The following is a 22,918-nucleotide window of genomic DNA, read 5'->3' as shown; positions in this document are numbered from 1 at the left end:
CGAGCCCGGCCGGGGCGCCTTCGGGGTCAGCGTCGGGGAGAGGGCCATGGGATGCGCTTCGACGAGATGGTCGCCCCCATCGAGCGAGCGGCGCCGCCCCAGGACCCGGTCATGTTCACGCGCCGGGAATCGAACCGCCGGAACAAGCGGGTGGACGCTCGACCTCGGCCAAGCGGGGGTCAGCCGGCGACCAGCTCGTAGCCGACCTCTTCCATGACGTCTGCGGCAGACCTGCTGGAACGCGGCGCGGCGCGGGTGCCCCTGGCCCTGATCGGCTGTGCGCCGGACTGCGGTCACGTGGACTTCACCAGCCGCTCCGCCATCCGGTCGATGCCCGCGGAACGCGTCGGCCCGATCCCTGTCTGAGGGCCGAACGGCCTACGCCTCCTGTGCCGCCGGCTCAAGTCCCGCAACGAGGTTGAACGTCCCCGTGAGCTGGTTGAGCGCGACGAGCCCGGGCAGTTCCGCGATGACCCGGTCACTCCAGCCGTGGGTACGCAGTTCCGCAACGTCCTCATCGGTGATCGACGACGGCTCGGCCAGAATGCGGACGGCCATCGCGATCAGGGCTGCCTCGCGGGCGTCGGCCGAGGTACCCTGGCGCGCGAGCGCGATGTCGCTCTCGCTCACCCCCGCCTCACGGGCCCCCTCAGCGTGCGCTTCCAGGCAGTACGCGCAGCCGATCCATTCCTGCACGGCCAGCGAGATCTTCTCGCTCAGCGCCCTGGGCAGCTTCGCCCGTTTCATCGCCCGCGACAGCTCCAGGTAACCCTGCAACAGGGCGGGCGAATGGGCCATGGTGGCGACCATGGGGCCGACACCACCCCTGCGGCTGACTATGTCCTCCAGCAGCTCGCGCGACTTTCCAGGCGCTTCGGCGGGTTCCAGTTCGGCAAGGCGTCGCATGAGGTCCTCCGAGGATCGGTAAATGTACTATACCCCCCTACCGTATAAGAGCCGGCCACCACGACGCCAGAGACAGACGGCCACCGACATGCCCGAGCACCCCAAAGGGGAAGATTTGACCGTTTTATACCGATTTGCTAGGTTAGCGGGCTACGGTAGCGGCCTGCCTCATGCGGTCGTTGTCATCCTTTGCCCGGACCGCGCCTTCGCGCGGCCGCCTAATCCGCCATCACGCGGAGCCGGGGACCCACTCTCTTCTCGGGGTGAATCGGCGCCGAACCCAGCGCCGTAGGGCACTTCCACGCCCGAACCCGTCAGCTAACCCGGTAGGCGGTATGGAAGCTAGGAGCAATCCCTTCATGCGCCTCACCCATCGACTCAGCCATGCCCTGCTCGGACTCGCCGTCACCGCCGGCGGCATGACCGTCGGTGCCGGTACCGCCCAGGCCGCCACCTCGCCCGCCACCGCTTCCCAGACCCAGCATCCCGTCCACGCTCCCACCGTGCTCAGCCCAGCCGCGTACCTGATGGACGCGGAGAGCGGCGAGGTGCACTTCAGCAAGGGAGCCGACTCACGCAGGCCGGTCGCCAGCATCACCAAGGCGATGACCGCCTACACCGTGCTCAAGCAGGCCAAGCCGACCGACACGGTCAAGATCACCGCCGAGGACGTGGAGTACGCCGGCCAGGGCGGGGCATCGGTGGCCGGTCTGCGTGCCGGCGACACCCTCACCGTCGAGGACCTGCTGTACGGGCTGATGCTCCCCTCCGGCGCGGACGCCGCGCACACGCTCGCCCGCGCCTACGGTCCGAGCGTGCCGAAGTTCGTCGCCGAGATGAACGCCACCGCACGTCAGCTCGGCATGAACGACACCCGATACGTCAACGCTGACGGCATGCCGTACCAGGGCGGCGGCTACTCCACCGCCCGTGACCAGGCAGTGCTGGCGAAGGCCGTGCTGAACAACGAGACCCTCAAGAAGGTCACCTCGACCCGCTACCACTCCGTCGAGGCGACGCCGGAGCACGGCTCGTACGCCTGGAAGAACACCAACCGCCTGCTCGCCGACCCCGGAGCCCTCGGCGTGAAGACCGGCTACACCCGGGCCGCGGGCTACACGCTCGCCTTCGGGGCGGAGCGCGACGGCGACCGCCTGGTCGGCGTGATCCTCGGCGCGACCGACTCCGGCTCCCGGTTCGACACCGCGCAGGCCCTGCTGGACTGGGCGGCTGCCCGGTAGCGGGTGAGCCGCGACGGTCCGGGGTCAGGAACGGACGAGCCGAGCAACGGCCTCGGAGGCTTCTTTGACCTTGGCCTCGGCCTCGGGACCACCCTTGCGCGTCGCTTCGGCGACGCAGTGGGCCAGGTGCTCCTCCAGGAGGGACAGGGCGAACGACTGCAGGGCACTGGTGGCCGCCGACACCTGGGTGAGGATGTCGATGCAGTACTTGTCCTCGTCGATCATCCGCTGCAGGCCGCGCACCTGCCCCTCGATCCGGCGCAGCCGTCGCTGATGCCCCTGTTTGCTGTCGCTGTAGCCCGCCACGGGCATCTCCTCCACGCCTGTCCGGGCATCCCGGGAACCGGTCACCAGCCTAGGGGCGCGGCCTTCGACCATCATCGCGGCGGTCCCCTCAGGCAGAGGACGAACGCCGAGCGGCGCCGGGGTTTACACACGGGCTGCGAAAATGCGTCCACGGCGTCTTCTTCTTGCCGGACATGGACGCCTCCGTCGCCCGCCTGACCGGCCTGCTCCGGCCCGGTGGGAAGCTGGTCGTCACCGCGTGGGCGCAGGGGGCGGTGGAGGGCTTCGGCCGGCTGCTGGCCGAGGCGGTCGCACGGGTGCGCGAGGCCCCGGCGCCTCCGCCCTCCAGCAAGCAGGCGGCATCCCGGCTCGACTCGGAGGAGCGACTGGCCGCCTGGCTGATCGCCCGCGGGCTGACAGAGGTGAAGGTGACCCGCGCGCCTCTGCGCCTCCCCCTGGACGCCGCGCTCGCCTGGCAGGTGGCGCTGGGCAGCGGCTTTCGCGGCATGCTCGCCGGTCTGGAGGAGCCCGTCGTCGAACGGGTGCGCACGACCCTCGCCCAGCTTCTCGACGAGCGGAAGATGGCCGAGTTGGACGCCACCTCCCTCGTCGGGGCGGGCATGCGCCCATGACCGGCGGGTCGTCGGCGAGGTGACCGCGAGTTACGACTGGTGGGTCCTCGACGAACGACAGCTCACGGCGGAACTAGCCCGGCACGGCCTCGAGCCCGTGCGCACCGGCCCCGCCGAACTCGGCAGGTACCTCGTCGGCAGCGGAGACGCGTGATGCACGAAGTGATCGCCCCCACGCCTGGCTTGTCCTCATCGGGTGCGATTTCACGGTCGCGCTGCGAACAGATGTGACAACCTCTCGCCGAGCTGGTCGTAGGTGCCTTCGGCCGCGACGCGGCCCTCCTCCAGCAACACGATGTGGTCCGCTTGCCGGATGGTGGACAGCCGGTGCGCGATGACCAGCGTGGCCCGGCCCGCGGCGGCTCGCTGGAGCTCCTCGGTGAGGCGGGCCTCGTTGTCGGGATCGAGGTTGGCCACCGCCTCGTCCAGGACGAGCACCGGCGCCCGCGTGGCCAGCGCCCGGGCGACTGCCACTCTGGCGCGCTGGCCGCCGGAGAGGGTGACGCCTCGTTCCCCGACGGGTAGCTCCGGGTCGATGGTGAGCTGGGCGGTACGCAGTGCGCCGGCCACGTCAGCGCCGGGCGCGCCAAGTCGCACGTTCTGGCCGATCGTGCCGGCGAACAGGTGTACGTCCTGTGGCACCACGGTGACGTGCCGGTGCAGCTCGGCGATGTCCGGCAGTGGCACGCCGCCCACCAGGACGCGCCCGTCGTCCGGATCCCAGTGGCGCAGCAGCAGTGACACGCAGGTGGACTTGCCCGCTCCAGAGGCGCCGACCAGGGCGACGGTCCTGCCGTACGGAATGCGGAAGGACACCCCGCGCAGCACTTCGGGCCCGTCCGGGGTGTAGCGGAAACGTACATCCTCGAAGACCACGTCCGGCTGGGCTGCCACCTCGCGGGGCTCTCGCGGCGGGGGCACGTTGGCGGGCGCGGTGACCAGCGTGTGCACCCGGTCGGCGGCGGCGCGCAGTGTGCCGTACTCCTTGAGCAGCAGCGCCACCTGGGCCGCCGGGCCCAGCGAGCTGGCGGCCAGCACCATGGCCACGGGGGCGTCGGCAGGGGTCCGGATGACCGTGACGACCAGGAGCAGGGTCCCTGCCGCGGCCACGGCGAGGAGCAGGTCGGTGAGGGCCGCCTCCAGCCCGCCGCGGGCGGCGTTCGCCGCCTGGGCGCGGGCCAGCCTGCGGGTCTTGCGCGCGAGCAGGTCCCGGCGGCGTCCGAGTGCGCGGAAGGCGGTGAGCTCGCGCATGCCCTGGACGGTGTCGACCACGTCGGCGGTCAGTTCGGCGGTGGCGGCCCGCAGTTCATCACCGTGCCGCCGCGACGCCTTCCGCAGCCACAGCGGCACGGCCAGCACACATGCGGCCAGCGGGAGCGAGACGGTCAGCAACAGGGGGTCGATCATCGCCGCGGCCACGCTCCCGGCCGTCAGCACGGTGCCCGCCGTGATGAGCTGTGCCAGGGTGTGCGCGAACAGCCATTCCAGGGTCTCGATGTCCGACAGCGCGGCCGCCGACAGGTCGCCGCTGCGGCGGCCCAGCAGGCGGGCCGGAGTGATCCTGGCGACCGCGTCGTACACCTGCCCTCTGAGCCTGGCCAGCACCAGGTACGCCAGGTCGTGCGCGACGTAGGTCTCCCACCAGGCGGCCAGCGTGGCCACCACGACCAGCACACCGAGCACGGCGCCGGCCAGGTCGAGGGGCGCGGCGTGGCCGGCGATCGCCCGGCCGGCCAGCCAGGCGCCGGTCACGGCCGCGCCGAGCGCGGCGGCCTGGCCGAGCAGGTTCGCGGCCAGGGTGGAGACGAAGGCCCGGCGGTGCGCGCCGACGGCGCCCGCGAGCCAGCGGATGGACGGGTTCATGCCACGGTCTCCAGGATGGTTCCGTTCTCCAGGGTCACCACGTGGTCGGCCTGCCGGATGGTGTCGGGACGGTGCGCGATCATCAGGCAGGTACGGCCTCGCCGCACCTCGGACAGGGCCTGCTCGGTGCGCGGGTCCACGTGCGAGGTGGCCTCGTCGAGCACCAGGACGGGGGCGTCGGCCAGCAGCGCCCGCGCGATGGCCAGGCGCTGCCGCTGCCCGCCCGAAAGTGTCGCGCCGCGCTCCCCCAGCGGCGTGTCGTAGCCGTCGGGCAGCTCGGTGATGAAGTCGTGGGCGGCGGCCGGGCGGGCGGCGGCGATCAGTTCCTCGTCCGTGGCGTCGGGTCTGGCCAGGCGCAGGTTCTCGGCCACGGTGCCGTGGAAGAGGTAGGTGTCCTGCGCGACGATCGCGACGCCGCCGCGCAGGGCGTCGAGGGTGAGGTCGCGTACGTCGACGCCGCCGATGCTGATCCGCCCCTCGTCGGGGGCGTGGTGGCGCTGCAGGAGAGCTGCCAGCGTGCTCTTGCCCGCGCCCGACGGACCGACCAGGGCCACGGTGCGGCCCGGCTCGACGGTGAAGCTGACGCCGCGGACGGCGGGCCGTTCGGAGCCCGGATAGGCGAAGGTGACGCCCTCGAACGTGATGGCGGGTGGCGCGGGGAAGTCGTGCCGCGTTCCCCGGTCCTCGACGGCAGGGGACGCCGCCAGCAGGACTTCGATGCCGTCGACCGCCGTTATCCCGAGATATCCGGCATGCCAGGCGTCGGAGAGGTTCTTCACGGGGCGGAAGCATTCAACGGCGATCACCAGGACCGCGAACACCTCCCACGCGCTGCCCGAGGTCGTCGCGGCGAGGACGGCCGCGGCGGTGCCCGCCTGCACGAAGAACGCGCTGATCCCGGTCTCGACCAGGGAGATCCTGAGCTGACGCATCGTGGTCAGGTAAAGGTCGTGGGCCCGCCCGGCCAGTCGCGTCCCCAGGGCGCCGACCGCGCCGAAGGCCCGCAGCGTCGCCATGCCCTGCATCGCCTCCAGGTAGTCCGAGGCCAGCGCGGCGAACGCGGCCCACCGGCCACGTCCCCGCCGCAGCAGGGTCGCGTCCCAGAACCTGGGGATGATCAGGACACCGGCTACGGCGGCGGCCAGGACGGCGGCTGCTGCCGCGTTGACCGTGAACAGCCAGCCGACCAGCGCCACCGGCACGCAGAAGGTGACCACGACCTGCGGAAGGTAGCGGCTGAAGTACGGGTCGAGCCCTTCCACGCCATCCACCAGTGTGGTCTGCACATTCCCCGTGCGGGTGCCGGACAGGTGGGCGGGGCCCAGTCGGCCCAGGTGGACGATCAGCCGGTCGCGCAACCTGGCTTTGATCAGCCCGCCCGCCCACACGGTCACCGCCTCCCTGGCCCACAGGAGCGCCGCCCGCACTGCGATCAGCGCGAAGACCCAGGCCAGCAGGTGTACCGCGGCCGGGGCGTCACCGCGTATCAGGGCCGCCAGAGCCGCGGTGAGCAGGACCGCCTGGGTCACATACGCGGCGCTGACCAGCAGGCCAAGGGCCACGCAGGCCACGATCGGCCCCCTCACGCTGCCGGCCAGTTGCAGCAGCCGGCGATGAACGATCACGCGCTGTCCTTCCGAATCCCTGACGCACGATGTGCTGACTTGATGCGAAGCGAGGGTAAATGATAACTATTTTCATCGTCTAGATTCGACAATGATTTTCACTACTGGAGGCTCCATGCGCCGCGGCGCTTTCTCCATCGGCGGCCGCCGCGCCCGGCCTGCGCTGCGCCGATGCCTCGTCGCCCTGATCCCGCTCGTCCTGGTGGCGTCCTGTGGTCAGAGCGCCCCCCAAGCCGGTACCACGGCCACGGCACCTCCACCGGCCGCCACCACGACCGCCGCCCCGGTCTCCCCGGTCAGCGCGGCCCTGACCGTCACCGACCCTCACGGCAGGACGTTCATGCTGAAGAAGAAGCCCGAGCGCGTGGTCTGCCTGACCGGGCTGTGCGACGACGCCCTCGTCGAGCTGGGCCTGACCCCGGTGGCCACGACCACGCCCGGCCTGCTCTCCCGCTCCGACTACCTGGGCGCGAAGGGCGCCGACATCCCGGTCATCCCCGGCAGTTTCGGCGGCGAGGACGTCGCCAAGATCGCCGAGGCGAAGCCCGACCTGGTGATCGGCCTCGCCGGGGTGCACGACCAGCTCAGGACCGCCGTGGAGAAGTTCGCGCCGCTGTGGGTGGTCCAGGTGAAGTCGTACGACGACTCCATCGGCTACCTGCGCGCGCTCGCCCAGCTCACCGACCGCGGGCAACAGCAGGCCGAGGCCGAGAGCCGGTTCCGCGCCAAGCTCGCCGACGGGGCGGCCCGGTCCAGGGCGGCGGGGCTGGACAGGACGCCGGTCCTGGCGATGTACGGAGGCACCTCCGTGGGCGTCAACACCACCGAGGACGTACTGGGCCACTTCATGTCGCAGTTCTTCGCCTACCCCTGGCCCAGCAAGGGCGGCGGCTTCGAGACCGCGCAGGCTTACAGCATCGAGGAGATCCTGGCCAAGGCCCCTCACATCATCTTCATCCAGTCCTTCGGCACCAAGGTCAGCGACCACTACAAGGACAACCCGGTGTGGAAGCGCGTTCCCGCCGTATCGGCCGGAAAGGTGTTCGAGGTGCCGACCGAGCTGTGGGCGTCCGGCCGGGGCACCAGGGCGTTCGGCATCATCCTCGACGAGGCGCTCGCCAAGGCCCCGGGGTGAGCGCTGCGCTCGGCGGGCGTCCGGCGATCACCGCCGGACGCCCGCTCGCGCCCTGGGCGGCCGGGCTCTGCCTCACCGTCGTGGCACTGGCCGGCCTCTGTCTCGGCACGCCGTTCGTGGCTCCGCAGGACCTCCTCGGGATGTCACCGGAGTCGATCGCGCACCTCGTGGTCTGGGAGCTGCGCGTGCCCCGCGTGCTGATCGGCCTGGCCGGCGGGGCGGCGATCGGCACGGCCGGGCTCCTGCTGCAGGAGTCGCTCAGGAATCCGCTGGCCGTGCCCGAGATGCTCGGAGTCTCCACCGGGGCCGCACTGGCGGTGAGCGTGTGCGTGATCTGGACGCTGCCCGTGCCGCCCTCGCTGTACCCGCTGGCGGGCCTGCTCGGCGCCGCGCTCGGCGGGCTCGTCACGATCGCCGCCACCCGGTCGGGCCGCAGCGCCGGGGGCGTCCTGCTGATCGGCGCCGCCGTCTCGACCGGCATCCAGGCGCTGCTGCTGGCGGTGATGGCCACCGCCGACCGCCTTCAGTACGACATGCTCTTCCGCTATCTCGTCGGCAGCCTGTCCGGCCTGATGTGGGAGCAGGCCTCGGAGACGCTGCCGTGGTTCGCCGTCGCGCTTCCCCTCGTCGTGCTCTGCGTTCCCGCGCTCGGCCTGCTGCGCCTCGGTGACGACGCGGCCGCCTCGCTCGGCAGCCGGGTGAACCTCGCCCGCCTCGGGGTGCTCGGGGTGTCCACGCTGCTGATCGGCGCCGTGACGGGCCCGTGCGGCCCGATCGCGTGGGTGGGTTTCCTGGCGCCGGTGCTGGCCAGGCGGTTGCGCCCGGACGCGGGAGCCCGGGGCTGGCTTCCATGGTCGGCCGCGCTCGGGGCGCTGGTCACCTTGACGGCCGACCTGGCCGCCCGGCTGGCCTTCGATCCGGTGGAGACGCCTCTCGGGGCGTGGACGGCGCCGGCCGGCGTGCTGGCGGGGGCCGCCCTGCTGCGCAGGCGGGCGGCCTCATGACGTCCACGACGAGCCCGGCGCGGGCTGTCGCGGCGGTGACCCTGCTCCTGGCGGTCGCGGCCGCACACCTGCTCGTCTCCGGCCAGCCGCTCGGCGCGATCACCGGGCTGCTCGACGGCGCCGCGGACGGCCAGGCAGAGAAGATCGTGTGGGAGCTGGGCGTGCCGAGGCTGCTCACCGCCCTGCTCACCGGCGCCGCCCTGGGCGTCGCCGGGTACGTGCTGCAGGCCACCCTGCGCAACTCGCTGGCCGCGCCCGAGTTCTCCGGCGTGAACCCCGGCGCGGTGCTCGGCATCCTCGGCGGGCTCACCCTCGGCCTGTTCCCCGCCGACTCCGCGGCGGGGGCACTGCTCGCCGCCCTCGCCGGGGGCGCGCTGGGCGGCGGGCTCACCTGGCTGCTGTCGGCCGGCCGTGACCCGGCCGGCCTGGTGGTGCACGGCCTGCTCGGCAGCGCGCTGCTGGCCGGGCTGACCACGATGCTGCTGGCCTACCAGCCGAGCAGGTTCGGCAACGCGCTGCGCTGGCTGATCGGCTCAGTGGAGGGACGGGTGTGGGAGCACCTGGCCTTCGCCTCCTGGTGGATAGCCGGCGGCATCGCCGTGGCGTGGGCCTGCTCGGGCATGCTGGCCGTCCTGTCGCCCAGCGACGACCATGCCGCCTCGCTCGGCCTGCACCCTGGCCTCGGCCGGGCCATCGCGCTGACCCTGGCGATCGCGCTGACCGCCGGCGCGGCCAGCCTGGCGGGGGCGATCGCCTTCGTCGGCCTGGCCGCTCCGCACGTCGCCCGCAGACTGGGCGGCCGCGTCCGCACCGTCGCCGTCGTCGGCGCCATCGCGCTCGCGGGCGCCGACAGCCTCGCCCAGCTCGCCGGGCAGCTCCTCGACGGCACGCACCGGCTCGGCATCCCGACGGGCGTGATCACCGCGCTGGCCGGCGCCGCCGTCCTCATCCGACTGGGAAGGTCACAATGAGCGTCAAGGTCGAGGACCTGCACTTCTCGTACGCCACCCGGCCCGTCCTGACCGGCATCGACCTCACCGTCGAACCCGGCGAGTTCCTGGCCTTGGTCGGCGTCAACGGCTGCGGCAAGAGCACGCTGCTACGCCTGATCGCCGGCCTGCTCGAACCGTCGTCCGGCAAGATCCTGCTCAGCGGGGCGGACCTGAAGTCGCTGTCGCGCCGGCAGGTGGCGCAGCGGCTGGCGGTCCTGCACCAGAGCCTGCCGCCTGTCCCCGCGCTGACCGTACGCCAGCTCGTCCGCCAGGGCCGATATCCCCATCAGGGGCCGTTCGGCCTGCTGCGGGAGTCGGACTCCATGGACGAGGCGCTGGAGCTGGCCGGAGTCGCCCATCTCGCCGACCGCGTCCTCGACACGCTGTCCGGCGGCGAGCGCCAGCGCGTCCGGCTGGCGCTCGCCGTGGCCCAGAACACCGGCATCCTGCTCCTGGACGAGCCGACCGCGCACCTGGACATCCGCCATCAGCTGGAGGTCCTCGACCTGGTGCGCACCCTGCGCGAGATCCGCGGCCTCACCGTCGTGACCGTCCTGCACGAGCTGGACCACGCGGCCCGCTTCGCCGAACGCATCGTCGCCCTCCATGAGGGACGGGTCTGGGCTGACGGCGAGCCGAAGCACGTGATCACGCCGGAACTCCTGGCTGACGTGTTCGGCGTGGCCGGACGGGTGGTGACGGACGAACTGCACGGGTCGCCCCGCTGCCTGCTCGACGCCGCCCTGTAGCCGCCGCTCGTGAACTCACTGACCACCGGGCCCGCGCTGGTTGTCCCTTGCGCTGCGCAGCGGCCCGGTGGTCGGACGTCCTCTATGCGACCGTGATCAACCCTCGCTGGTAGGCGCGGATGAGACGGCGGGGCACGAGCAGGTCGCGCCCGTTCACGGTGATCGGGACGAGTTCGGGGACGGCGGCCTTCCACTGGCTGCGGCGGTGCCGGGTGTTGCTGCGCGAGGTCCTGCGCTTGGGTACGGCCACGGTCACCAGCTCGCCTTCGTGATGCCGGGCAACTCGCCGCGGTGGGCCATCTCCCGGAAACGCACCCGGGACAGCCCGAACTTCGTCAAATGACCGCGCGGGCGGCCGTCGACGGAGTCGCGGTTGCGCACCCGGGTGGCGCTGGCGTCGCGCGGCCGGCGGGCCAGCTCGCGCACGGCATCGGCCCGTTCCTGCGGCGTGCCGGTGCGGATGACCTCCTTCAGCTCGGCGCGGCGTACGGCATGGCGTGCCACGACGGCCTTGCGCCGCTCGTTGGCAGCGATCTTGCTCTTCTTGGCCATCAGACCTTCCCTCCCCGGGCACGGATCCGCGCGACCGCCGCCTCGACGCCGATCTTGTCGATGGTCCTGATCGCGCGGGCGCTGACGGTGAGCCGGACGAAACGGTCCTCGCCGGGCAGCCAGTAGCGGCGCTGCTGGATGTTGGGGTCCCAGCGGCGGCGGGTGCGCCGGTGGGAGTGGGAGACGTTGTTGCCGAAGACCGGCTTGACGCCGGTGAGCTGGCAGTGCGCGGACATCAGGTCCTTCCGTAACGTTGGTTGAACCGCTCGACGCGGCCCGCGGTGTCCAGGACGCGGTTGCGGCCGGTGTAGAGCGGGTGACTCGCCGAGGAGACGCCCACCACCGGGTACGTCCCGCCGGCCGTCCACTCGGCGGGGTCGCGGAAGACGACCGGCCGGTAGCCGGGGTGGATGCCCTTCTTCATCGCTCCTCCCTGAACAGCACGTGCCGACGGATGGTCGGGTCGTACTTGCGCAGCGTGAGCCGGTCCGGCGTGTTCCGACGGTTCTTCCTGGTCACGTAGGTGTAGCCGGTGCCGGCCGTGGACTTGAGCTTGATCACGGGACGCACCTCATTCCTGGCCAAGCGATTCCTTCCTTCTTGCGGAGCTGTGCCATGATAACGACAACGGTTTTCATTTCTACACCTGGAGGCTGAGTGGCCACCCCCGTCGTCCTCGTCGCGGGCCTGCACGGCACGGCCCGCACCGCCACCGTCGAACGGCTCCTCGCCACGCATCCCGGTTCGCTCGCCATCCACCACGACCTGAGCGAGGTCGCCGACGGGCTGGTCCGGCGCACCGTCCGCGACGTGACCGGCGTGCTGGACACGGTCGACGTACGGCTGGCCCACGGCTGCGTCACCTGCACCGTGCGCGAGGATCTGATCCCCCGGCTCATCCAGCTGGCCCCCGCGTCACCCCTGCTGATCGTGGACCTGTGGGACTCGGTCGAGCCCCGATCGGTGGCCGAGGCCGTCGACTGCGACGAAGCCCACGAGACCTTGCGCCTCACCGCCGTGCTCACCGCGCTGGACCCCGCGGCCCTGCCGGACGACATCACCCGCGGCGAACGCCTGCGCGAGGTCGGCAAGCCCGCCGCCTCCGGCGACCAGCGCTACCTGGCGGAGGTCCTGGCCAGGCAGCTCGAATACCCCACCGCCCTGGTGCTGCACGGCGGCGACGACGAGGATCGGGATCTGTCGCGCGCGGTCCTCTCCCACCTGGCTCCGATCACCCCGATCCACGCCGTCGGCACCCTGCCCTCGGTGACCGGCGCCGCCGTGTGCACCGGCGAGCTGGCCGAACGCGTGGACCCGGCCACCGCCCAGCTGCCCTGCGACGCCGAGACCGACGAGATCGTCACCACCGTCTGGCGCAGCCGCCGCCCGCTGCACCCCGCCCGCCTCTTCGAGGCGGTCGACGACCTCGTCACCGAGTCCGTACGCTCACGCGGCCGCTTCTGGCTGGCCACCCGCCCCAACCAGCTCCTCGCCTGGGACGCCGTCGCCGGCATCGTCTCGGCCGAAGACGCCGGCCCCTGGCTGGCCGCACTCCCCGAAGCCGCCTGGGACCTGGTCTCCCCCGCCCGCCGCCTGACCGCCGCCCTGGACTGGGACAACCAGCACGGCGACCGCGTCCAGCACCTCGTCTTCACCGGCCCCGACCTCGACACCGCCCGCTTCCACGCCCTCCTCGACTCCTGCCTGCTCACCCCGGAGGAAGAAGAAGCCGGCCCGGACGCCTGGTCCCGCTACGACGACCCGTTCGCCCCCATCCTCAACATCAAGGAGACCGCGTGAAGCCCCGCCGCACCCCGCGCAAGAAGACCGACCCGCTGCTGGGCATCGACCGCATCGACTACAAGGACACCGCCCTGCTCCGCAAGTTCATCTCCGACCGGGGCAAGATCCGCAGCCGCCGCGTCACCGGCATCACCGTCCAGCAACAACGCCAGATCGCCAAGGCCGTCAAGAACGCCCGCGAGATGGCCCTGCTCCCCTATTCCTCCCGCGCCAGCTCTTGATCACCGCCGCGGTCGGCGCGGTCGGCGTGATGGAGCCCCTGGGTGAGCAGGCGGCGTACGTACTCGTCGGCGGCGGTGCGGTAGCCGAACGTGCCCTCCCGGCGCCCCTTGACCAGGCCGGCCAGGCGGAGCTTGCCAGGTGCCGGCTGACGGCGGTGGGAGCCGCGTCGGCGAACCGGTCGGGGTGCTCGGCATCACCGAGCGCCTGCGGCCCGACGCCGCCGCCACCGTCGCCGCCATGGGCCCGGCCGGTTCCGACCTCGCCCTGGAGACCGCCGACGCCGTGGTCGTACGGGACGAGCCTGCCGCCGTCCCGGTCTCGGTGGCCCTCTCCCGCCGGGCCGGACGCCTGATCACGCAGAACCTGGTCATCGCCGGGGTGTTCATCACCGGCCTCGTCATCTGGGACCTGACAGGGCGTGACGGCAGGCGCGGACCCCGCGGGGCCCTGCCGGAGGGCACCCCACCCCGCGAACGCGATGCGTCACTACGTGAAAGTACCGATCCAGAATGTGCCTTTTCGGGATCGTCGATGAATGTAATACTGGCGGAAATCAACCGATGAGGGGATGGATGTCCGCACCAATCGGCACAAGATTAACCTACGAAGATGAGTATGTCCGGGTATGGACCCTGGATCTTAACCCCGGCGAGCAGACCCCGGTTCACCAGCACTCCTGCGACTACGTCTACGTCGTGGTGTCGGGCGGTAGCACGGAGACCCACTATTCCGACGGCAGCGTCGAAGCGTGCGACGACCGGCTGGGCGAATCGGTTTATCACGCGGCCGGCCTGCCCCATTCTCTCCGCAACGTCGGCTCCACGGTTTATCGGAACATCATCGTGGAACTCCTCGAAACAGGTCCAGGCAATGGATGAGATCCTGCTTGACTGGTGCGGCAAGGTCCTGGGGCCCTCCTCCCCGGGTTACGCGGTGCTGAGCCGGAGTATCGAGGAGAACCCCAGCCGCATCGGCAACGCCTACCGGGATCTGCTGGCGGGCGAGCAGATCGAACCGCTGTCGCTGCTCAAGCCGGTGGTGCGGATCGAGGACGGTGAGACGCATGGGCTGGTCGAGGTGAAGGACATTCCCTTCGTCTCCATGTGCTCACATCACTTCCTGCCCTTCTTCGGCACGGCGGCAGTTGCGTATCTCCCCGGAAACACGATCATCGGCCTCGGGAAAATCCCCCGGCTGGTCGATTGCCTGGCGCGACGTTTCCAACTGCAGGAAATCCTCACCAAACAGATCGCCGATCTGCTCATGGCGGGGGCGGGCGCGCAAGGGACCTGGGCAAGCCTCACCGCCCAACACCTCTGCATGTCGCACCGCGGCCCCGGTGCCGTCACCTCCTCCACGACCACGTCGTACGGCGTGGGCGTGCTGGCAGGACGCACTTGCTGACGGTGGAGCGGCTCTACCGCGACCTGCTCACCAGCGATGTTCGCATGGTGGTCGCCCTGCCGGATTCGCTCCTCGGCCCCCTGTGCCGCCTCGTCACCGAGAGGGGGGAGATCCGATACGTCCAGACCTGCGATGAGGCGACCGCCGTGGGCATCACGGCCGGGGCCACCCTCGCCGGTGTCAGGACTCTCCTCATCATGGAGAACTCCGGGCTCAGAAGGGCCTGCGAGACCCTTTCCAGATTCCTGTTGTCCCACCGGCTGCATGTAGTGATGCTGATCTCGCATCGCGGCGACTTCGGCGAGCCCAACTGGTGGGGAATCGCGCACAGCGAAACCATGGATGACCATCTGAGAACGCTGAGGATCAGGTCGAAGCGGGTGTCCGGTGCCGACCAGTTCGCCGGCGCACTCGATGACGCCTATGCGATGCTCGGCACCGGCCAGTGCTCCGTGGCGCTTGTCGCCGATCGTGCCCTCCTGGCGGGAGCACAACGGTGAACACCGAAGAGTTGGTGGCGAGCGTTCTGCGGGACGCCCCTCAGCAGTCTGTCATCGTCTGCGCCCCCGGCCGCACCAGTGAGGTCGTTTACCGCGCGCGGCCCGAATGTACGCTGTTCATCGACAGCATGGGCGACGTCATCCCGCTCGCGTTGGGCATCGCGCTCGCGGCGCCGGCTGTTCGGGTCCACGGCTTCGAAACCGATGGCGGGCTGCTGATGAATCTCTCCGTGCTCCCGGTTCTGGCGGCCCAACTGCCGGAGAATCTCAGCGTCGTCATCGTGGACAACGGCATCTACGAGTCATCCGGCGGGCTGCCCAGCCGTACGAGCCCGATCGACTGGGATCGACTGCTCGGCGCCTTCGGCATTCCCCCGGCAGCTCTCAGGGTTGCCGGCGTCACCAACGACGACCCGCTGCCCGCCGCCACCAAGCCGTTGGACGGCGCGCATTCTTCCTATCTGGTCGAGGCGCTGCTGTCCGCCTACCAGGGCAGGGAGCCGCGACTGCCGGCTCGGAAGGTCTAGGAGGCCGTATGCGGTTGACCGCGCTCGAAGTGGACGGTTGCTACACCTACGACAGTGAGGGGCCCGCACGGGTGGTGGTCTGCTCGACCGGGCCCTCACGAACGCTGCTGACCGATCCGACCCTGGTGGGCCCGGCCTACATCGACCTCGTCGCACAAGCCGCGGCCGAGTCCGTGTCGAAGGCGGCGGAGGTGGACCGGAGGCTGGAGACGGCGCTCGCGGGCGATGGCCACGACGTGCTGGTGATCCTCCGCGGCGGACTGACTTTCGCCCTGGACAGGGCTCTTGCCCGGCGTGGCGCCACCCCCACAGTGAGCTTCATCGGCACCGACCGGGGGCCCGAGGGGGAGACCGGCCTGTGTTACCTCCGGCCGGAAGCTCTCGGCGGGCTGATGGCCTTCGGCGACATCGTCGCGACCGGAAAAACCGTCAGCCTGGCTCTCCGGACGATCCGTGAATGGGGTCGACCCCGGCATCTGCTGATCGTGACCATGGCGGCGGCATCCGGGGTGGCGGCCATCCAGCGGGCCCTGGCCGAATCGCATCCGGAGACAGCCGCGACGATCGTCGTCCTGGAAGCGGTGTTCCAGTTGCCGGGCACCGGCCTTCCCGGCCTGCCCCAGCACCATTTCGACTTCCTGCGCACCGGCTATGCGCCCACTTTGGAATTCGAGCGGGCACGACTGAGTAAACTGGACTCTCTTTTCGAGAAATGCGCAATATATGATGGCGGCATGCGGGCGTTCAGTCCCTCTGCCCACCTTGCGCTCAGGCGCACCTGGTGGGCCGGGCTCGCCGAGGACAAGCTGGTCACCCTCGAGCAATTGGCCGCGCATGTCGGCGGCTTGGGAGACTATCTCCTACCGTATGAGGAGTGGCGGGTGCGAGCACCTGTCGAGGCGGACGAGGGAGGGCTGCGGGAAATGCATCGCCTGGGACGCGCAGCCGCCGAGTTCGCCCGCGAGACATCTCTTGATCAGTACGTCACGGGACTGGAGCCGAGTTGAGCCGTACGATCGACAAGGTTGCCTGGGTTCATCTGCGCGAGGGGCGGATCCTCAGCACTCTATCGAAAGGTCGGAGCCGATACTATATTCCGGGCGGGAAGCGCGAGCCCGGCGAGACCGATCTGGAGACTCTTGACCGTGAAATCCGCGAGGAACTCACGGTCGACATCATCAAGCCCTCCGTGTCCTTCCTAGGAGTGTTCGAGGCTCAGGCGGACGCCCATCCGGACGGCGTACAGGTCATTATGCGCTGCTACGAGGCTGAATATTCAGGCGAAATTAAGCCTGCCACCGAGATCGCCAAGGTAGTCTGGCTCGGGTACGAAGACCGCCATCTGTCATCTCCTGTGGACCAGATCATCTTCGAGTGGCTGCACGCTCACGGCCGTCTTTAGGAGCCACCGTGTCAGTGCTGGTGAGCGGCAATATCGCCGTCGATATGGTCGTCGCCATCGACGAGACGCTTGCGAGCTACAGAGGAGTCGAACGCGACTCCGCGGACATGGCCTTCCTCGCTCCGGAGATCCACACGAGTTACGGAGGCTGCGCTGCCAACATCAGTTACGGACTGGCTCTGCTGGGATATGAAGCCTCCCCCGTGGCCGTCGTCGGCTCCGATTTCCCGCCGTATCGGGAACATCTCCTGAAGCTGGGGATCGACCTGAAGCACGTCCGAGTGGACGAGTCCGTCCTGAGCGCTCGATGCGTGATTCTGTCGGACCCTGCCGGAGCCCAGATCACGGCGTTCCATCCCGGGGCAGCGGCCCAGCAGGCCCAACTGAGCGAAGCCGCGACACGTGGAGCCGAGTTGGCCGTCGTAGCGCCGACCTTCCGCCAGGCCATGATCGACCATGTACGGGCGTTGACGGCCGCGGACATACCGACGCTGCTCATACCGGGGCAGGTCGTCACCGAGTTCAGCGGTGAAGACCTGCGCGAACTGATCGCACTGGCGTCCTACCTCGTTGTCAACGAAGAGGAACGCCGCGTGCTGCAACAACGAACGGGATACACCACCACCGAGGTCGCCGATCGGTTGCAGATCTACGTCACGACGAACGGCGCCGCCGGTTCGGTGGTCCATGCCGGAGGCCGGGCTCATCCGGTCGCGGCAGTATCGGTCCCGGGCGGCATGGTCGATCCGACCGGCTGCGGCGACGCCTACACCGCCGGACTGGTGAGCGAGATTCTCGAAGGGAAGCGCTGGTCGGCCATGGGTCAACTCGGCTCCTTCCTCGCCGCGCTCAACGGCGCGGTACGCGGCACGCAGACCTACTCATTCAGCCGCGAGCACTATTACGCCTCTTCCGGTATCGGTTGTCCCCGCCAGCCCTCGATTCAGTAGCCCCCGGACTTCGCGATCTTACGGAGCGAACCCATATCGTTGATCGTGTAGCTCCTGCGTCCTGTGGACAACAGCCCCCGTTCGCGGAACTGCACCAATTCGCGGGCCACGGCGTCGCGTGACGACCAGATGAAGGCGGCGATCTCCTCCTGGGAGAGAACCTGAACAGTGACAGAGCCGTCGGCGTTCTTGGTGCCGTGACGAACCGCCAGTTCCAGCAGCAGACGGGCGAGAGCCTGCCGTACGCCTATGCGCCCGAATTCGCGTGCGTTGCGGTTGGACTGACGCAGGCGGTAGGCCAGCACCTTGTAAAGGGCCAGCCAGGCGTTGGGGTAGTGACCCAGGAAGGAGATGAATCTGGACGGGGGGAGCACCAGCGCGTCGACCGAGTTGTTGAGGAGGGATCTGACGGACGCGGAACGCCCGGAGTCCTCCAGCATGACCTCCATCTCACCGATGATGTCGCCCGGCCCTCTGAGGGCGAGGACCACCTCGCGGCCCTCGGAGTCCTGGCAGGTGACCTTCACCCAGCCACTCATGACGATGAGGACGTGATTGGACGGCTCTTCCTCGTGCAGCAAAGTGGTGTCGGCGGCGAAAGTTCTCTTCCTGCCGAGGTCGAGGAGTGCCTGACGCTCGGCGTCATCGAGATAATCCCAGAAGCCGATCCACCAGCCTGGGATCTCTGCCTCGTCATTCACTCCAGGTCCTTACATCAGCGCCGAAAGCGTAGCGATGATCAGCCACAGCGAGACGCCGGCCTCGCTGATCTTGCGCCACAACTGAGTCCTCGTTCGTATGCTCCTGCCTCTTCCCAGCTTGGCGTAGGCCCACAGCAGCGTCACGACGACAAGTGGCACGCAGAAGAGCGCGGCCAGAATGAGCACCAGCCACAGCGGGATCCCGGGGCCTTCGATCGGCGACACGAGTATGGGGATGATTATAGAAGCAGCCTGTATGGCGGTGTTGGCGAGAGAGAAAACTTCGCCGTCCGACTTCGATGCCTGGTCCCTCTTCTGGGCGATGCGGCGCTTCTTGGGGAGATTTCTCATAACTCAAGGACACAACAGCCGTCGGCGCAGGCGGAGTGCAACCGTCGCGATCCCTGTCTGTGATCAGACGCGCATGAAATGTGTCATCTGCCGCACATCTTCTGTTCATCCTGGTCAATTGGGGCGGATGAGGATCTCCACTTCAGGATAACTCCGGTCGCCGCCGTCGCCACGGGGTCATGATGGCAGGATTCAGCGATCCGCGCGACGGCGCGTCGGTCCGCATCCGACGGTTCCGGTGCTCTTCGACCTCGGCGGCCGGGCGTGCGTGGTCGAAGACGGCTGCGGCTGTCACATCGCCGGAGAGTCAGGCGAGGTCGACGACTTCGTGCATGCGGAGCCGGCGGTTGAACCCGCCGGCGATCCGGGCGACGACGGTGCGCGGCAGCAGGCGGGCGGGCCAGGTCAGCGCCCGGTTGAAAGCCCGGCCGGGGTAGGACACCGGGCGTCGTCCGGCGTAGTCGTCCAGTGTGCGCGCCGCGACGGTGGCCGGCGCGTCGGCGACGCGGGGGTCGATCGTGGCCGAGGTGCCGTCGAAGAAGCCGGTCGCGATCGCGCCGGGGTGCGCGGCCATGACATGGACGCCGGTGCCGCGCAGTTCCTCCGCCAGCGCCTCGGTGAAGGAGAGCACGAAGGCCTTGGTCGCGGCATAGCTGGCCTGGTAGGGCATGGGCTGGAAGGCCGCGGTGGACGAGACGTTGATGATGCCGCCGGAGCCGCGGGCGACCAACTCGGCCCCGATCGCGTGGGTCAGCGCGACCAGGCCGACGACGTTGAGCCCGACGGAGCGCAGTTGCGGTTCGAGCGGGCGGCCGAGGAACGGGCCCGCGCTGCCCGCCCCGGCGTTGTTGAGCAGCAGGTCGACGGTCAGGCCGCGGGCGTGCAGCTCCCGCATGACTCGCTCCGGACCGCCGGGGGCGGCGAGGTCGGCGGTGATGATCTCGGCGTCCGGCCCGCCGTGCCGCTCCCGGATCTCGGCGGCGAGCTCCCGCAGGCTCTCGTCCGAGCGGGCCAGCAGGATCACGCGCGCTCCCCGGCGTGCCAGTTCCCGTGCGTACGCCCGTCCCAGCCCCCTGGACGCGCCTGTGACGAGCGCGGTGACGCCACGGTAGTCGTCGGCCACGGAATCCTCCATTGGTTCGAGTCTCGAAGCAATGACGTTAACACAATACTTCGAGCCTCGAAACGTCGGTAGGATGGCGACATGACCACGCCCGAGCTCGCCACGGTGCTGGCCGCGACGCACGACATCTGGATGCGGACCAACGACCTGCTCGGGCAGGCGCTGGCCGGGCACCACCTGACACCGGCGACGTTCCACGCGCTGTGGGCCATCGACCCGGACGAGTCGCCTCCCTCGATGAAGGTGATGGCCGGGCGCCTCTACTGCAACGCCCCCAACCTGACCTTCATCACCAACCAGCTGGCCGAACGGGGCCTGGTGGAGCGCGCGGTGGACCCGGCCGACCGCCGCTCCCGCGTCCTGGTCCTGACCGCCAAGGGCCGCGAGGTCCGCGACGAACTGGTCCGGACGGCGCTGGAGAAGACCCCGCTGGCGGCGCTGGACCGCGACGAACTGCGGCAGCTCATGGTCCTGCTCGACCGCGCCGTCAGCTCGGGCTGACGGGCCGTACGGGCATGGGGGATTGCCAGGTCATGATCGCGCCACCATGATCGGGGCAAGCCGACACCTCATGGAGGAACACCATGCTGACCGTGATCGGCGCGGGTTTCCCGCGCACCGGTACGAGTTCGATGAAGGCGGCACTGGAAAGGCTGGGGTTCGGGCCCTGCCACCACATGTTCGACGTCGGGTCCGACTCCGACCGCGCCCGGCGGTGGGCGCCTCTGGCCGACGGTGACGTGGTTCCGGAATGGGAGCACGTGCTCGAAGGGTTTCGTTCCGCCGTGGACTGGCCGGCCTCGTTCTTCTGGCGCGAGCTGGCGGCCGCGTACCCGGAGGCCAAGGTGGTCCTCACGGTACGCGATCCGAACGCCTGGTTCGCGAGCATGCGGACGCTCATCAACAACGGCCCGGCGCGGTTACAGAGCGAGAAGCTGGCGCCGGAGATGACGGGTCTCGTGGAGAACATGATGACCACCCGCCCGCTGCTCGAACGCATGATCCGGGAGGGGCTGGGCAGCGACCGGCCCTTCGGCGAGGTCCCCGACGAGAAGGAGACCATCGCGGCGTTCGAGCGGCACACGGCCACGGTGAAGGAGAGCCTGCCGCCCGAGCGGCTGCTGGTGTTCGACGTGCGGGAAGGGTGGGAGCCGCTCTGCCGGTTCCTGGGCGTGGACGTCCCCGCCGGGGAGCCGTTCCCGCACCTGAACGACAGCAAGGTGATGCAGGAGTCGATCGAAAGGCTGATGAAGGGGGAGAAGGTCGGGCTTCCGTTTCACCCCGCGGACTGAGGATCAGCCAGTCATGAGCCGGTCGCCGGGCGCCGAGGCGATTGTCTGAGAGGCGGTCGACCCGGGCGCAGTATGAGCACGCCCGCGGGTCCGCGCCGAGCGCGGGGATGCCAGGACCTCCCCGATCCGCCGGCCCGAACGCAACGCGGGCGTGCTCGCGGTCTTCGGCGCGGGCATCTTCGGTGGTTCTTCCCGTACGTGGGGGCATGCTGTCGTGTTACTTTTTATACATGTATAGAAACTCCTGGGCCGTAGCGGTGCTCGCGTTCGCGGTGGCCGTGGGAACTCTGCAGATGACCGTCGTCGTGCCACTGCTGCCGGGCCTCGAACGGCAACTCCACGCCCCGTCCATCACCGTCTCCTGGACGCTCACCGCCGGATTGCTGTCCGGCGCGATCTCGATACCGCTGCTGTCGCGGCTCGGCGACATGTACGGCCGGCGCACGATGTCCCTGGTCGCCCTGGGACTGCTCGTCGCCGGTTCGGCGCTCAGCGCGGTGGCGGGCACGCTGCCGCTGCTCATCGCCGGCCGAGTGCTGCAGGGCACGGCCGCGCCGCTGCTCCCGCTGGCCATGGGCCTGGTCAGGCAGATGGTGCCCGGTCATCGGCTGCCGAGCGCGATCGGGGTGCTCAGCGCCACCATCGGCGTCGGGAGCGGCGGCGGCATGATCCTCGCCGGGCTGCTGGGCGGGGACCACCGGGCGGTGTTCTGGGCGCTGGCCGGGCTGGCCGCGATGAGCTTCGTCCTGGTGGCGACCGTTGTGCGGGAGGCGCCCACGCGCGCATCAGGACGGCCGGACCTGATCGGGGCGGCGCTGATCGCGGTGTGGCTCGTCTGCCTGCTGCTGGCCATCAGCAAGGGCGCGGCCTGGGGCTGGACCTCGCCGCCGACGCTGGGCCTGGTCGGCATGGCGGTGGCGGTGGCCGCCCTGTGGGTCGCGACCGCGCGCCGTACCGCGTCGCCGCTGATCGAGATCCCCATGCTGTTGCATCGGGGGACGGTGGGGGCGACCGTGGCATCGTTCCTGCTGGGGTTCGCCCTGTTCGCCGCCATCACGACCGTGTCGGCAGTCGCCCAGGGCGCGCTCGGGGCGTCGGTGCTGCAGGTCGGGATCTACCTGCTGCCGACGACGGTGCTGATGCTCGTCGTCTCGGTGCTCGCGGGCCCTCTGATGCGCCGCTTCACCGCGTCCGCGCTCGTGGCGGGCGGCTCTGCGCTGGTGACGGCCGCCGCCCTGTGGCTGGCGGTGTCCAGGTCTTCGGGCGCGGACCTGTACGGGGCGGCGACCCTGCTGGGGCTCGGGGTCGGCCTCGGCTACGCGGCGCTCGGGACGATGGCCGTCGAGCACGTGGAGCCCGCCAAGACCGCGGCGGCCGGCGGGGTGAACGCACTGGTCAGGGTCGTGGGCAGCAGCGTGGCCGGGGCGGTCGGAGCGGCGGTGCTGTCGAGCGGGGGCGCCGGGTGGAGCTTCGGCGTCGCGGCCGGAGCGGCCCTGCTGGCGGCCCTCTTCGCCGCCGCCTATGGAGGGCTCTGGCGGAAGCGCCGCGACGACGCCCACCGGGCGGATGCCCACGCGGCACGCCCGTAGACTCCCGTACGTCCAGCCGCAGGTGGAATGGACGTCTTAGCGCCCAGGAGGGCGTCGCGACGGCTGCGTG

Annotated in this window: 33 protein-coding genes and 1 riboswitch; of the genes, 21 read left to right on the top strand and 12 right to left on the bottom strand. The window is 70.0% G+C overall.

Annotation, left to right across the window (positions count from 1 at the left end):
* Positions 1 to 213: 213 nt before the first annotated feature.
* The gene (locus ADY59_RS50100; protein WP_156325587.1) at positions 214 to 366 is read left to right on the top strand and encodes a hypothetical protein; all 153 of its coding nucleotides are present in this window, start codon (positions 214 to 216) and stop codon (positions 364 to 366) included.
* Positions 367 to 378: 12 nt separating this feature from the next.
* On the opposite strand, the gene ADY59_RS18890 is transcribed toward ADY59_RS50100, so the two are convergent.
* On the bottom strand, positions 379 to 906 hold the full coding sequence (locus ADY59_RS18890) for a carboxymuconolactone decarboxylase family protein (protein WP_049563858.1): 528 nt from the start codon (positions 904 to 906) through the stop codon (positions 379 to 381).
* A gap of 205 nt (positions 907 to 1,111) precedes the next feature.
* Positions 1,112 to 1,254: riboswitch (cyclic di-AMP (ydaO/yuaA leader) on the top strand.
* 11 nt (positions 1,255 to 1,265) lie between these two features.
* Between ADY59_RS18890 and ADY59_RS18885 the strand changes: the two genes are divergently transcribed.
* Positions 1,266 to 2,147: a D-alanyl-D-alanine carboxypeptidase family protein gene (locus tag ADY59_RS18885; RefSeq protein ID WP_231618773.1), complete on the top strand. Its 882-nt coding sequence runs from the start codon at positions 1,266 to 1,268 to the stop codon at positions 2,145 to 2,147.
* Between the two features lie 24 nt (positions 2,148 to 2,171).
* On the opposite strand, the gene ADY59_RS18880 is transcribed toward ADY59_RS18885, so the two are convergent.
* On the bottom strand, positions 2,172 to 2,459 hold the full coding sequence (locus ADY59_RS18880; protein WP_049563902.1) for a metal-sensitive transcriptional regulator: 288 nt from the start codon (positions 2,457 to 2,459) through the stop codon (positions 2,172 to 2,174).
* Positions 2,460 to 2,626: 167 nt separating this feature from the next.
* On the opposite strand from ADY59_RS18880, the gene ADY59_RS18875 reads away from it, so the two are divergent.
* Together ADY59_RS18875 and ADY59_RS53405 are read left to right on the top strand one after the other, a co-directional pair.
* Positions 2,627 to 3,064, top strand: coding sequence for a hypothetical protein (locus ADY59_RS18875; protein WP_049563854.1), 438 nt, complete (start codon positions 2,627 to 2,629; stop codon positions 3,062 to 3,064).
* Positions 3,065 to 3,083: 19 nt separating this feature from the next.
* Positions 3,084 to 3,218, top strand: a complete 135-nt coding sequence (locus ADY59_RS53405; RefSeq protein ID WP_269433617.1) for a hypothetical protein — start codon at positions 3,084 to 3,086, stop codon at positions 3,216 to 3,218.
* Positions 3,219 to 3,268: 50 nt separating this feature from the next.
* On the opposite strand, the gene ADY59_RS18870 is transcribed toward ADY59_RS53405, so the two are convergent.
* Together ADY59_RS18870 and ADY59_RS18865 are read right to left on the bottom strand one after the other, a co-directional pair.
* A complete protein-coding gene (locus ADY59_RS18870; protein ID WP_049563852.1) occupies positions 3,269 to 4,927 on the bottom strand; it encodes an ABC transporter ATP-binding protein in 1,659 nt (552 codons plus the stop codon).
* On the bottom strand, positions 4,924 to 6,552 hold the full coding sequence (locus ADY59_RS18865; protein ID WP_053174894.1) for an ABC transporter ATP-binding protein/permease: 1,629 nt from the start codon (positions 6,550 to 6,552) through the stop codon (positions 4,924 to 4,926). Before ADY59_RS18865 ends, ADY59_RS18870 begins: the two co-directional genes overlap by 4 nt.
* Before the next feature lie 115 nt (positions 6,553 to 6,667).
* On the opposite strand from ADY59_RS18865, the gene ADY59_RS18860 reads away from it, so the two are divergent.
* From ADY59_RS18860 to ADY59_RS18845, 4 genes are read left to right on the top strand one after another with little or no spacing between them, the layout of a single operon-like run.
* Positions 6,668 to 7,687, top strand: a complete 1,020-nt coding sequence (locus ADY59_RS18860; protein ID WP_053174891.1) for an ABC transporter substrate-binding protein — start codon at positions 6,668 to 6,670, stop codon at positions 7,685 to 7,687.
* Positions 7,684 to 8,691, top strand: coding sequence for a FecCD family ABC transporter permease (locus ADY59_RS18855; RefSeq protein WP_197093729.1), 1,008 nt, complete (start codon positions 7,684 to 7,686; stop codon positions 8,689 to 8,691). Before ADY59_RS18860 ends, ADY59_RS18855 begins: the two co-directional genes overlap by 4 nt.
* Positions 8,688 to 9,662, top strand: a complete 975-nt coding sequence (locus ADY59_RS18850; protein ID WP_049563897.1) for a FecCD family ABC transporter permease — start codon at positions 8,688 to 8,690, stop codon at positions 9,660 to 9,662. Before ADY59_RS18855 ends, ADY59_RS18850 begins: the two co-directional genes overlap by 4 nt.
* Positions 9,659 to 10,432, top strand: a complete 774-nt coding sequence (locus ADY59_RS18845; RefSeq protein WP_049563850.1) for an ABC transporter ATP-binding protein — start codon at positions 9,659 to 9,661, stop codon at positions 10,430 to 10,432. Before ADY59_RS18850 ends, ADY59_RS18845 begins: the two co-directional genes overlap by 4 nt.
* Positions 10,433 to 10,514: 82 nt before the next feature.
* Here ADY59_RS18845 and rpmF read toward each other — a convergent pair whose 3' ends face one another.
* Genes rpmF through rpmG form a run of 5 tightly spaced genes read right to left on the bottom strand, consistent with a single transcriptional unit; the run spans position 10,515 to position 11,569 of the window.
* Entirely contained in the window at positions 10,515 to 10,682 is a 168-nt protein-coding gene (gene rpmF / locus ADY59_RS18840; RefSeq protein ID WP_049563896.1) for a 50S ribosomal protein L32, read from the bottom strand.
* 2 nt (positions 10,683 to 10,684) lie between these two features.
* A complete protein-coding gene (gene rpsN / locus ADY59_RS18835; protein ID WP_049563848.1) occupies positions 10,685 to 10,984 on the bottom strand; it encodes a 30S ribosomal protein S14 in 300 nt (99 codons plus the stop codon).
* Complete coding sequence (gene rpmB / locus ADY59_RS18830; protein WP_049563846.1) at positions 10,984 to 11,220, bottom strand: 50S ribosomal protein L28; 237 nt, start codon at positions 11,218 to 11,220, stop codon at positions 10,984 to 10,986. The genes rpsN and rpmB overlap by 1 nt, the downstream gene beginning before the upstream one ends.
* Positions 11,220 to 11,408, bottom strand: coding sequence for a 50S ribosomal protein L31 (rpmE, locus tag ADY59_RS18825; protein ID WP_049563844.1), 189 nt, complete (start codon positions 11,406 to 11,408; stop codon positions 11,220 to 11,222). The genes rpmB and rpmE overlap by 1 nt, the downstream gene beginning before the upstream one ends.
* Entirely contained in the window at positions 11,405 to 11,569 is a 165-nt protein-coding gene (rpmG, locus tag ADY59_RS18820) for a 50S ribosomal protein L33 (protein ID WP_049563842.1), read from the bottom strand. The genes rpmE and rpmG overlap by 4 nt, the downstream gene beginning before the upstream one ends.
* A 72-nt stretch (positions 11,570 to 11,641) precedes the next feature.
* Here rpmG and ADY59_RS18815 point away from each other — a divergent pair, with 72 nt between their 5' ends.
* From ADY59_RS18815 to ADY59_RS18775, 10 genes are all read left to right on the top strand, one after another.
* Positions 11,642 to 12,784: a CobW family GTP-binding protein gene (locus tag ADY59_RS18815; RefSeq protein ID WP_049563840.1), complete on the top strand. Its 1,143-nt coding sequence runs from the start codon at positions 11,642 to 11,644 to the stop codon at positions 12,782 to 12,784.
* Positions 12,781 to 13,008: a 30S ribosomal protein S18 gene (rpsR, locus tag ADY59_RS18810; protein WP_049563838.1), complete on the top strand. Its 228-nt coding sequence runs from the start codon at positions 12,781 to 12,783 to the stop codon at positions 13,006 to 13,008. The genes ADY59_RS18815 and rpsR overlap by 4 nt, the downstream gene beginning before the upstream one ends.
* Positions 13,009 to 13,192: 184 nt before the next feature.
* On the top strand, positions 13,193 to 13,573 hold the full coding sequence (locus ADY59_RS53710) for a hypothetical protein (protein WP_197093728.1): 381 nt from the start codon (positions 13,193 to 13,195) through the stop codon (positions 13,571 to 13,573).
* Between the two features lie 8 nt (positions 13,574 to 13,581).
* The gene (locus ADY59_RS48800; RefSeq protein WP_082310211.1) at positions 13,582 to 13,887 is read left to right on the top strand and encodes a cupin domain-containing protein; all 306 of its coding nucleotides are present in this window, start codon (positions 13,582 to 13,584) and stop codon (positions 13,885 to 13,887) included.
* The gene (gene folE / locus ADY59_RS18800; protein ID WP_049563837.1) at positions 13,880 to 14,413 is read left to right on the top strand and encodes a GTP cyclohydrolase I; all 534 of its coding nucleotides are present in this window, start codon (positions 13,880 to 13,882) and stop codon (positions 14,411 to 14,413) included. The genes ADY59_RS48800 and folE overlap by 8 nt, the downstream gene beginning before the upstream one ends.
* The gene (locus ADY59_RS18795; protein WP_197093727.1) at positions 14,407 to 14,913 is read left to right on the top strand and encodes a hypothetical protein; all 507 of its coding nucleotides are present in this window, start codon (positions 14,407 to 14,409) and stop codon (positions 14,911 to 14,913) included. The genes folE and ADY59_RS18795 overlap by 7 nt, the downstream gene beginning before the upstream one ends.
* Entirely contained in the window at positions 14,910 to 15,440 is a 531-nt protein-coding gene (locus ADY59_RS18790; RefSeq protein WP_049563835.1) for a thiamine pyrophosphate-dependent enzyme, read from the top strand. The genes ADY59_RS18795 and ADY59_RS18790 overlap by 4 nt, the downstream gene beginning before the upstream one ends.
* A gap of 8 nt (positions 15,441 to 15,448) precedes the next feature.
* Positions 15,449 to 16,447, top strand: a complete 999-nt coding sequence (locus ADY59_RS18785) for a phosphoribosyltransferase (RefSeq protein ID WP_049563832.1) — start codon at positions 15,449 to 15,451, stop codon at positions 16,445 to 16,447.
* The gene (locus tag ADY59_RS18780) at positions 16,444 to 16,842 is read left to right on the top strand and encodes an NUDIX hydrolase (RefSeq protein WP_049563830.1); all 399 of its coding nucleotides are present in this window, start codon (positions 16,444 to 16,446) and stop codon (positions 16,840 to 16,842) included. The genes ADY59_RS18785 and ADY59_RS18780 overlap by 4 nt, the downstream gene beginning before the upstream one ends.
* A gap of 8 nt (positions 16,843 to 16,850) precedes the next feature.
* Positions 16,851 to 17,792 carry a carbohydrate kinase family protein gene (locus ADY59_RS18775; protein ID WP_156325586.1) on the top strand — a complete coding sequence of 314 codons (942 nt, stop codon included), beginning with the start codon at positions 16,851 to 16,853 and terminating at the stop codon, positions 17,790 to 17,792.
* On the opposite strand, the gene ADY59_RS18770 is transcribed toward ADY59_RS18775, so the two are convergent.
* The 3 genes from ADY59_RS18770 to ADY59_RS18760 form a co-directional block, all read right to left on the bottom strand.
* Positions 17,786 to 18,493 carry a Crp/Fnr family transcriptional regulator gene (locus ADY59_RS18770; RefSeq protein ID WP_049563826.1) on the bottom strand — a complete coding sequence of 236 codons (708 nt, stop codon included), beginning with the start codon at positions 18,491 to 18,493 and terminating at the stop codon, positions 17,786 to 17,788. The two genes, ADY59_RS18775 and ADY59_RS18770, sit on opposite strands and share 7 nt — an antisense overlap.
* Before the next feature lie 9 nt (positions 18,494 to 18,502).
* Positions 18,503 to 18,844 carry a hypothetical protein gene (locus ADY59_RS18765; RefSeq protein WP_049563824.1) on the bottom strand — a complete coding sequence of 114 codons (342 nt, stop codon included), beginning with the start codon at positions 18,842 to 18,844 and terminating at the stop codon, positions 18,503 to 18,505.
* Between the two features lie 307 nt (positions 18,845 to 19,151).
* Positions 19,152 to 19,979, bottom strand: a complete 828-nt coding sequence (locus tag ADY59_RS18760; RefSeq protein ID WP_049563823.1) for an SDR family NAD(P)-dependent oxidoreductase — start codon at positions 19,977 to 19,979, stop codon at positions 19,152 to 19,154.
* 69 nt (positions 19,980 to 20,048) lie between these two features.
* Between ADY59_RS18760 and ADY59_RS18755 the strand changes: the two genes are divergently transcribed.
* The 3 genes from ADY59_RS18755 to ADY59_RS18745 all read left to right on the top strand — a co-directional run bounded on the left by ADY59_RS18755 (position 20,049) and on the right by ADY59_RS18745 (position 22,848).
* Complete coding sequence (locus ADY59_RS18755; RefSeq protein WP_049563821.1) at positions 20,049 to 20,468, top strand: MarR family winged helix-turn-helix transcriptional regulator; 420 nt, start codon at positions 20,049 to 20,051, stop codon at positions 20,466 to 20,468.
* Between the two features lie 83 nt (positions 20,469 to 20,551).
* Positions 20,552 to 21,259, top strand: coding sequence for a sulfotransferase family protein (locus tag ADY59_RS18750; protein ID WP_063780704.1), 708 nt, complete (start codon positions 20,552 to 20,554; stop codon positions 21,257 to 21,259).
* Positions 21,260 to 21,489: 230 nt separating this feature from the next.
* Complete coding sequence (locus tag ADY59_RS18745) at positions 21,490 to 22,848, top strand: MFS transporter (RefSeq protein ID WP_049563819.1); 1,359 nt, start codon at positions 21,490 to 21,492, stop codon at positions 22,846 to 22,848.
* Positions 22,849 to 22,918: the final 70 nt, after the last annotated feature.

It is taken from the genome of Nonomuraea sp. SBT364, from assembly GCF_001083785.1.
In the GTDB taxonomy this organism is placed as follows: domain Bacteria; phylum Actinomycetota; class Actinomycetes; order Streptosporangiales; family Streptosporangiaceae; genus Nonomuraea.
The sequence above is the reverse complement of the archived record's forward strand: the minus strand, read 5'-3'. Positions and strand labels throughout refer to the sequence as shown.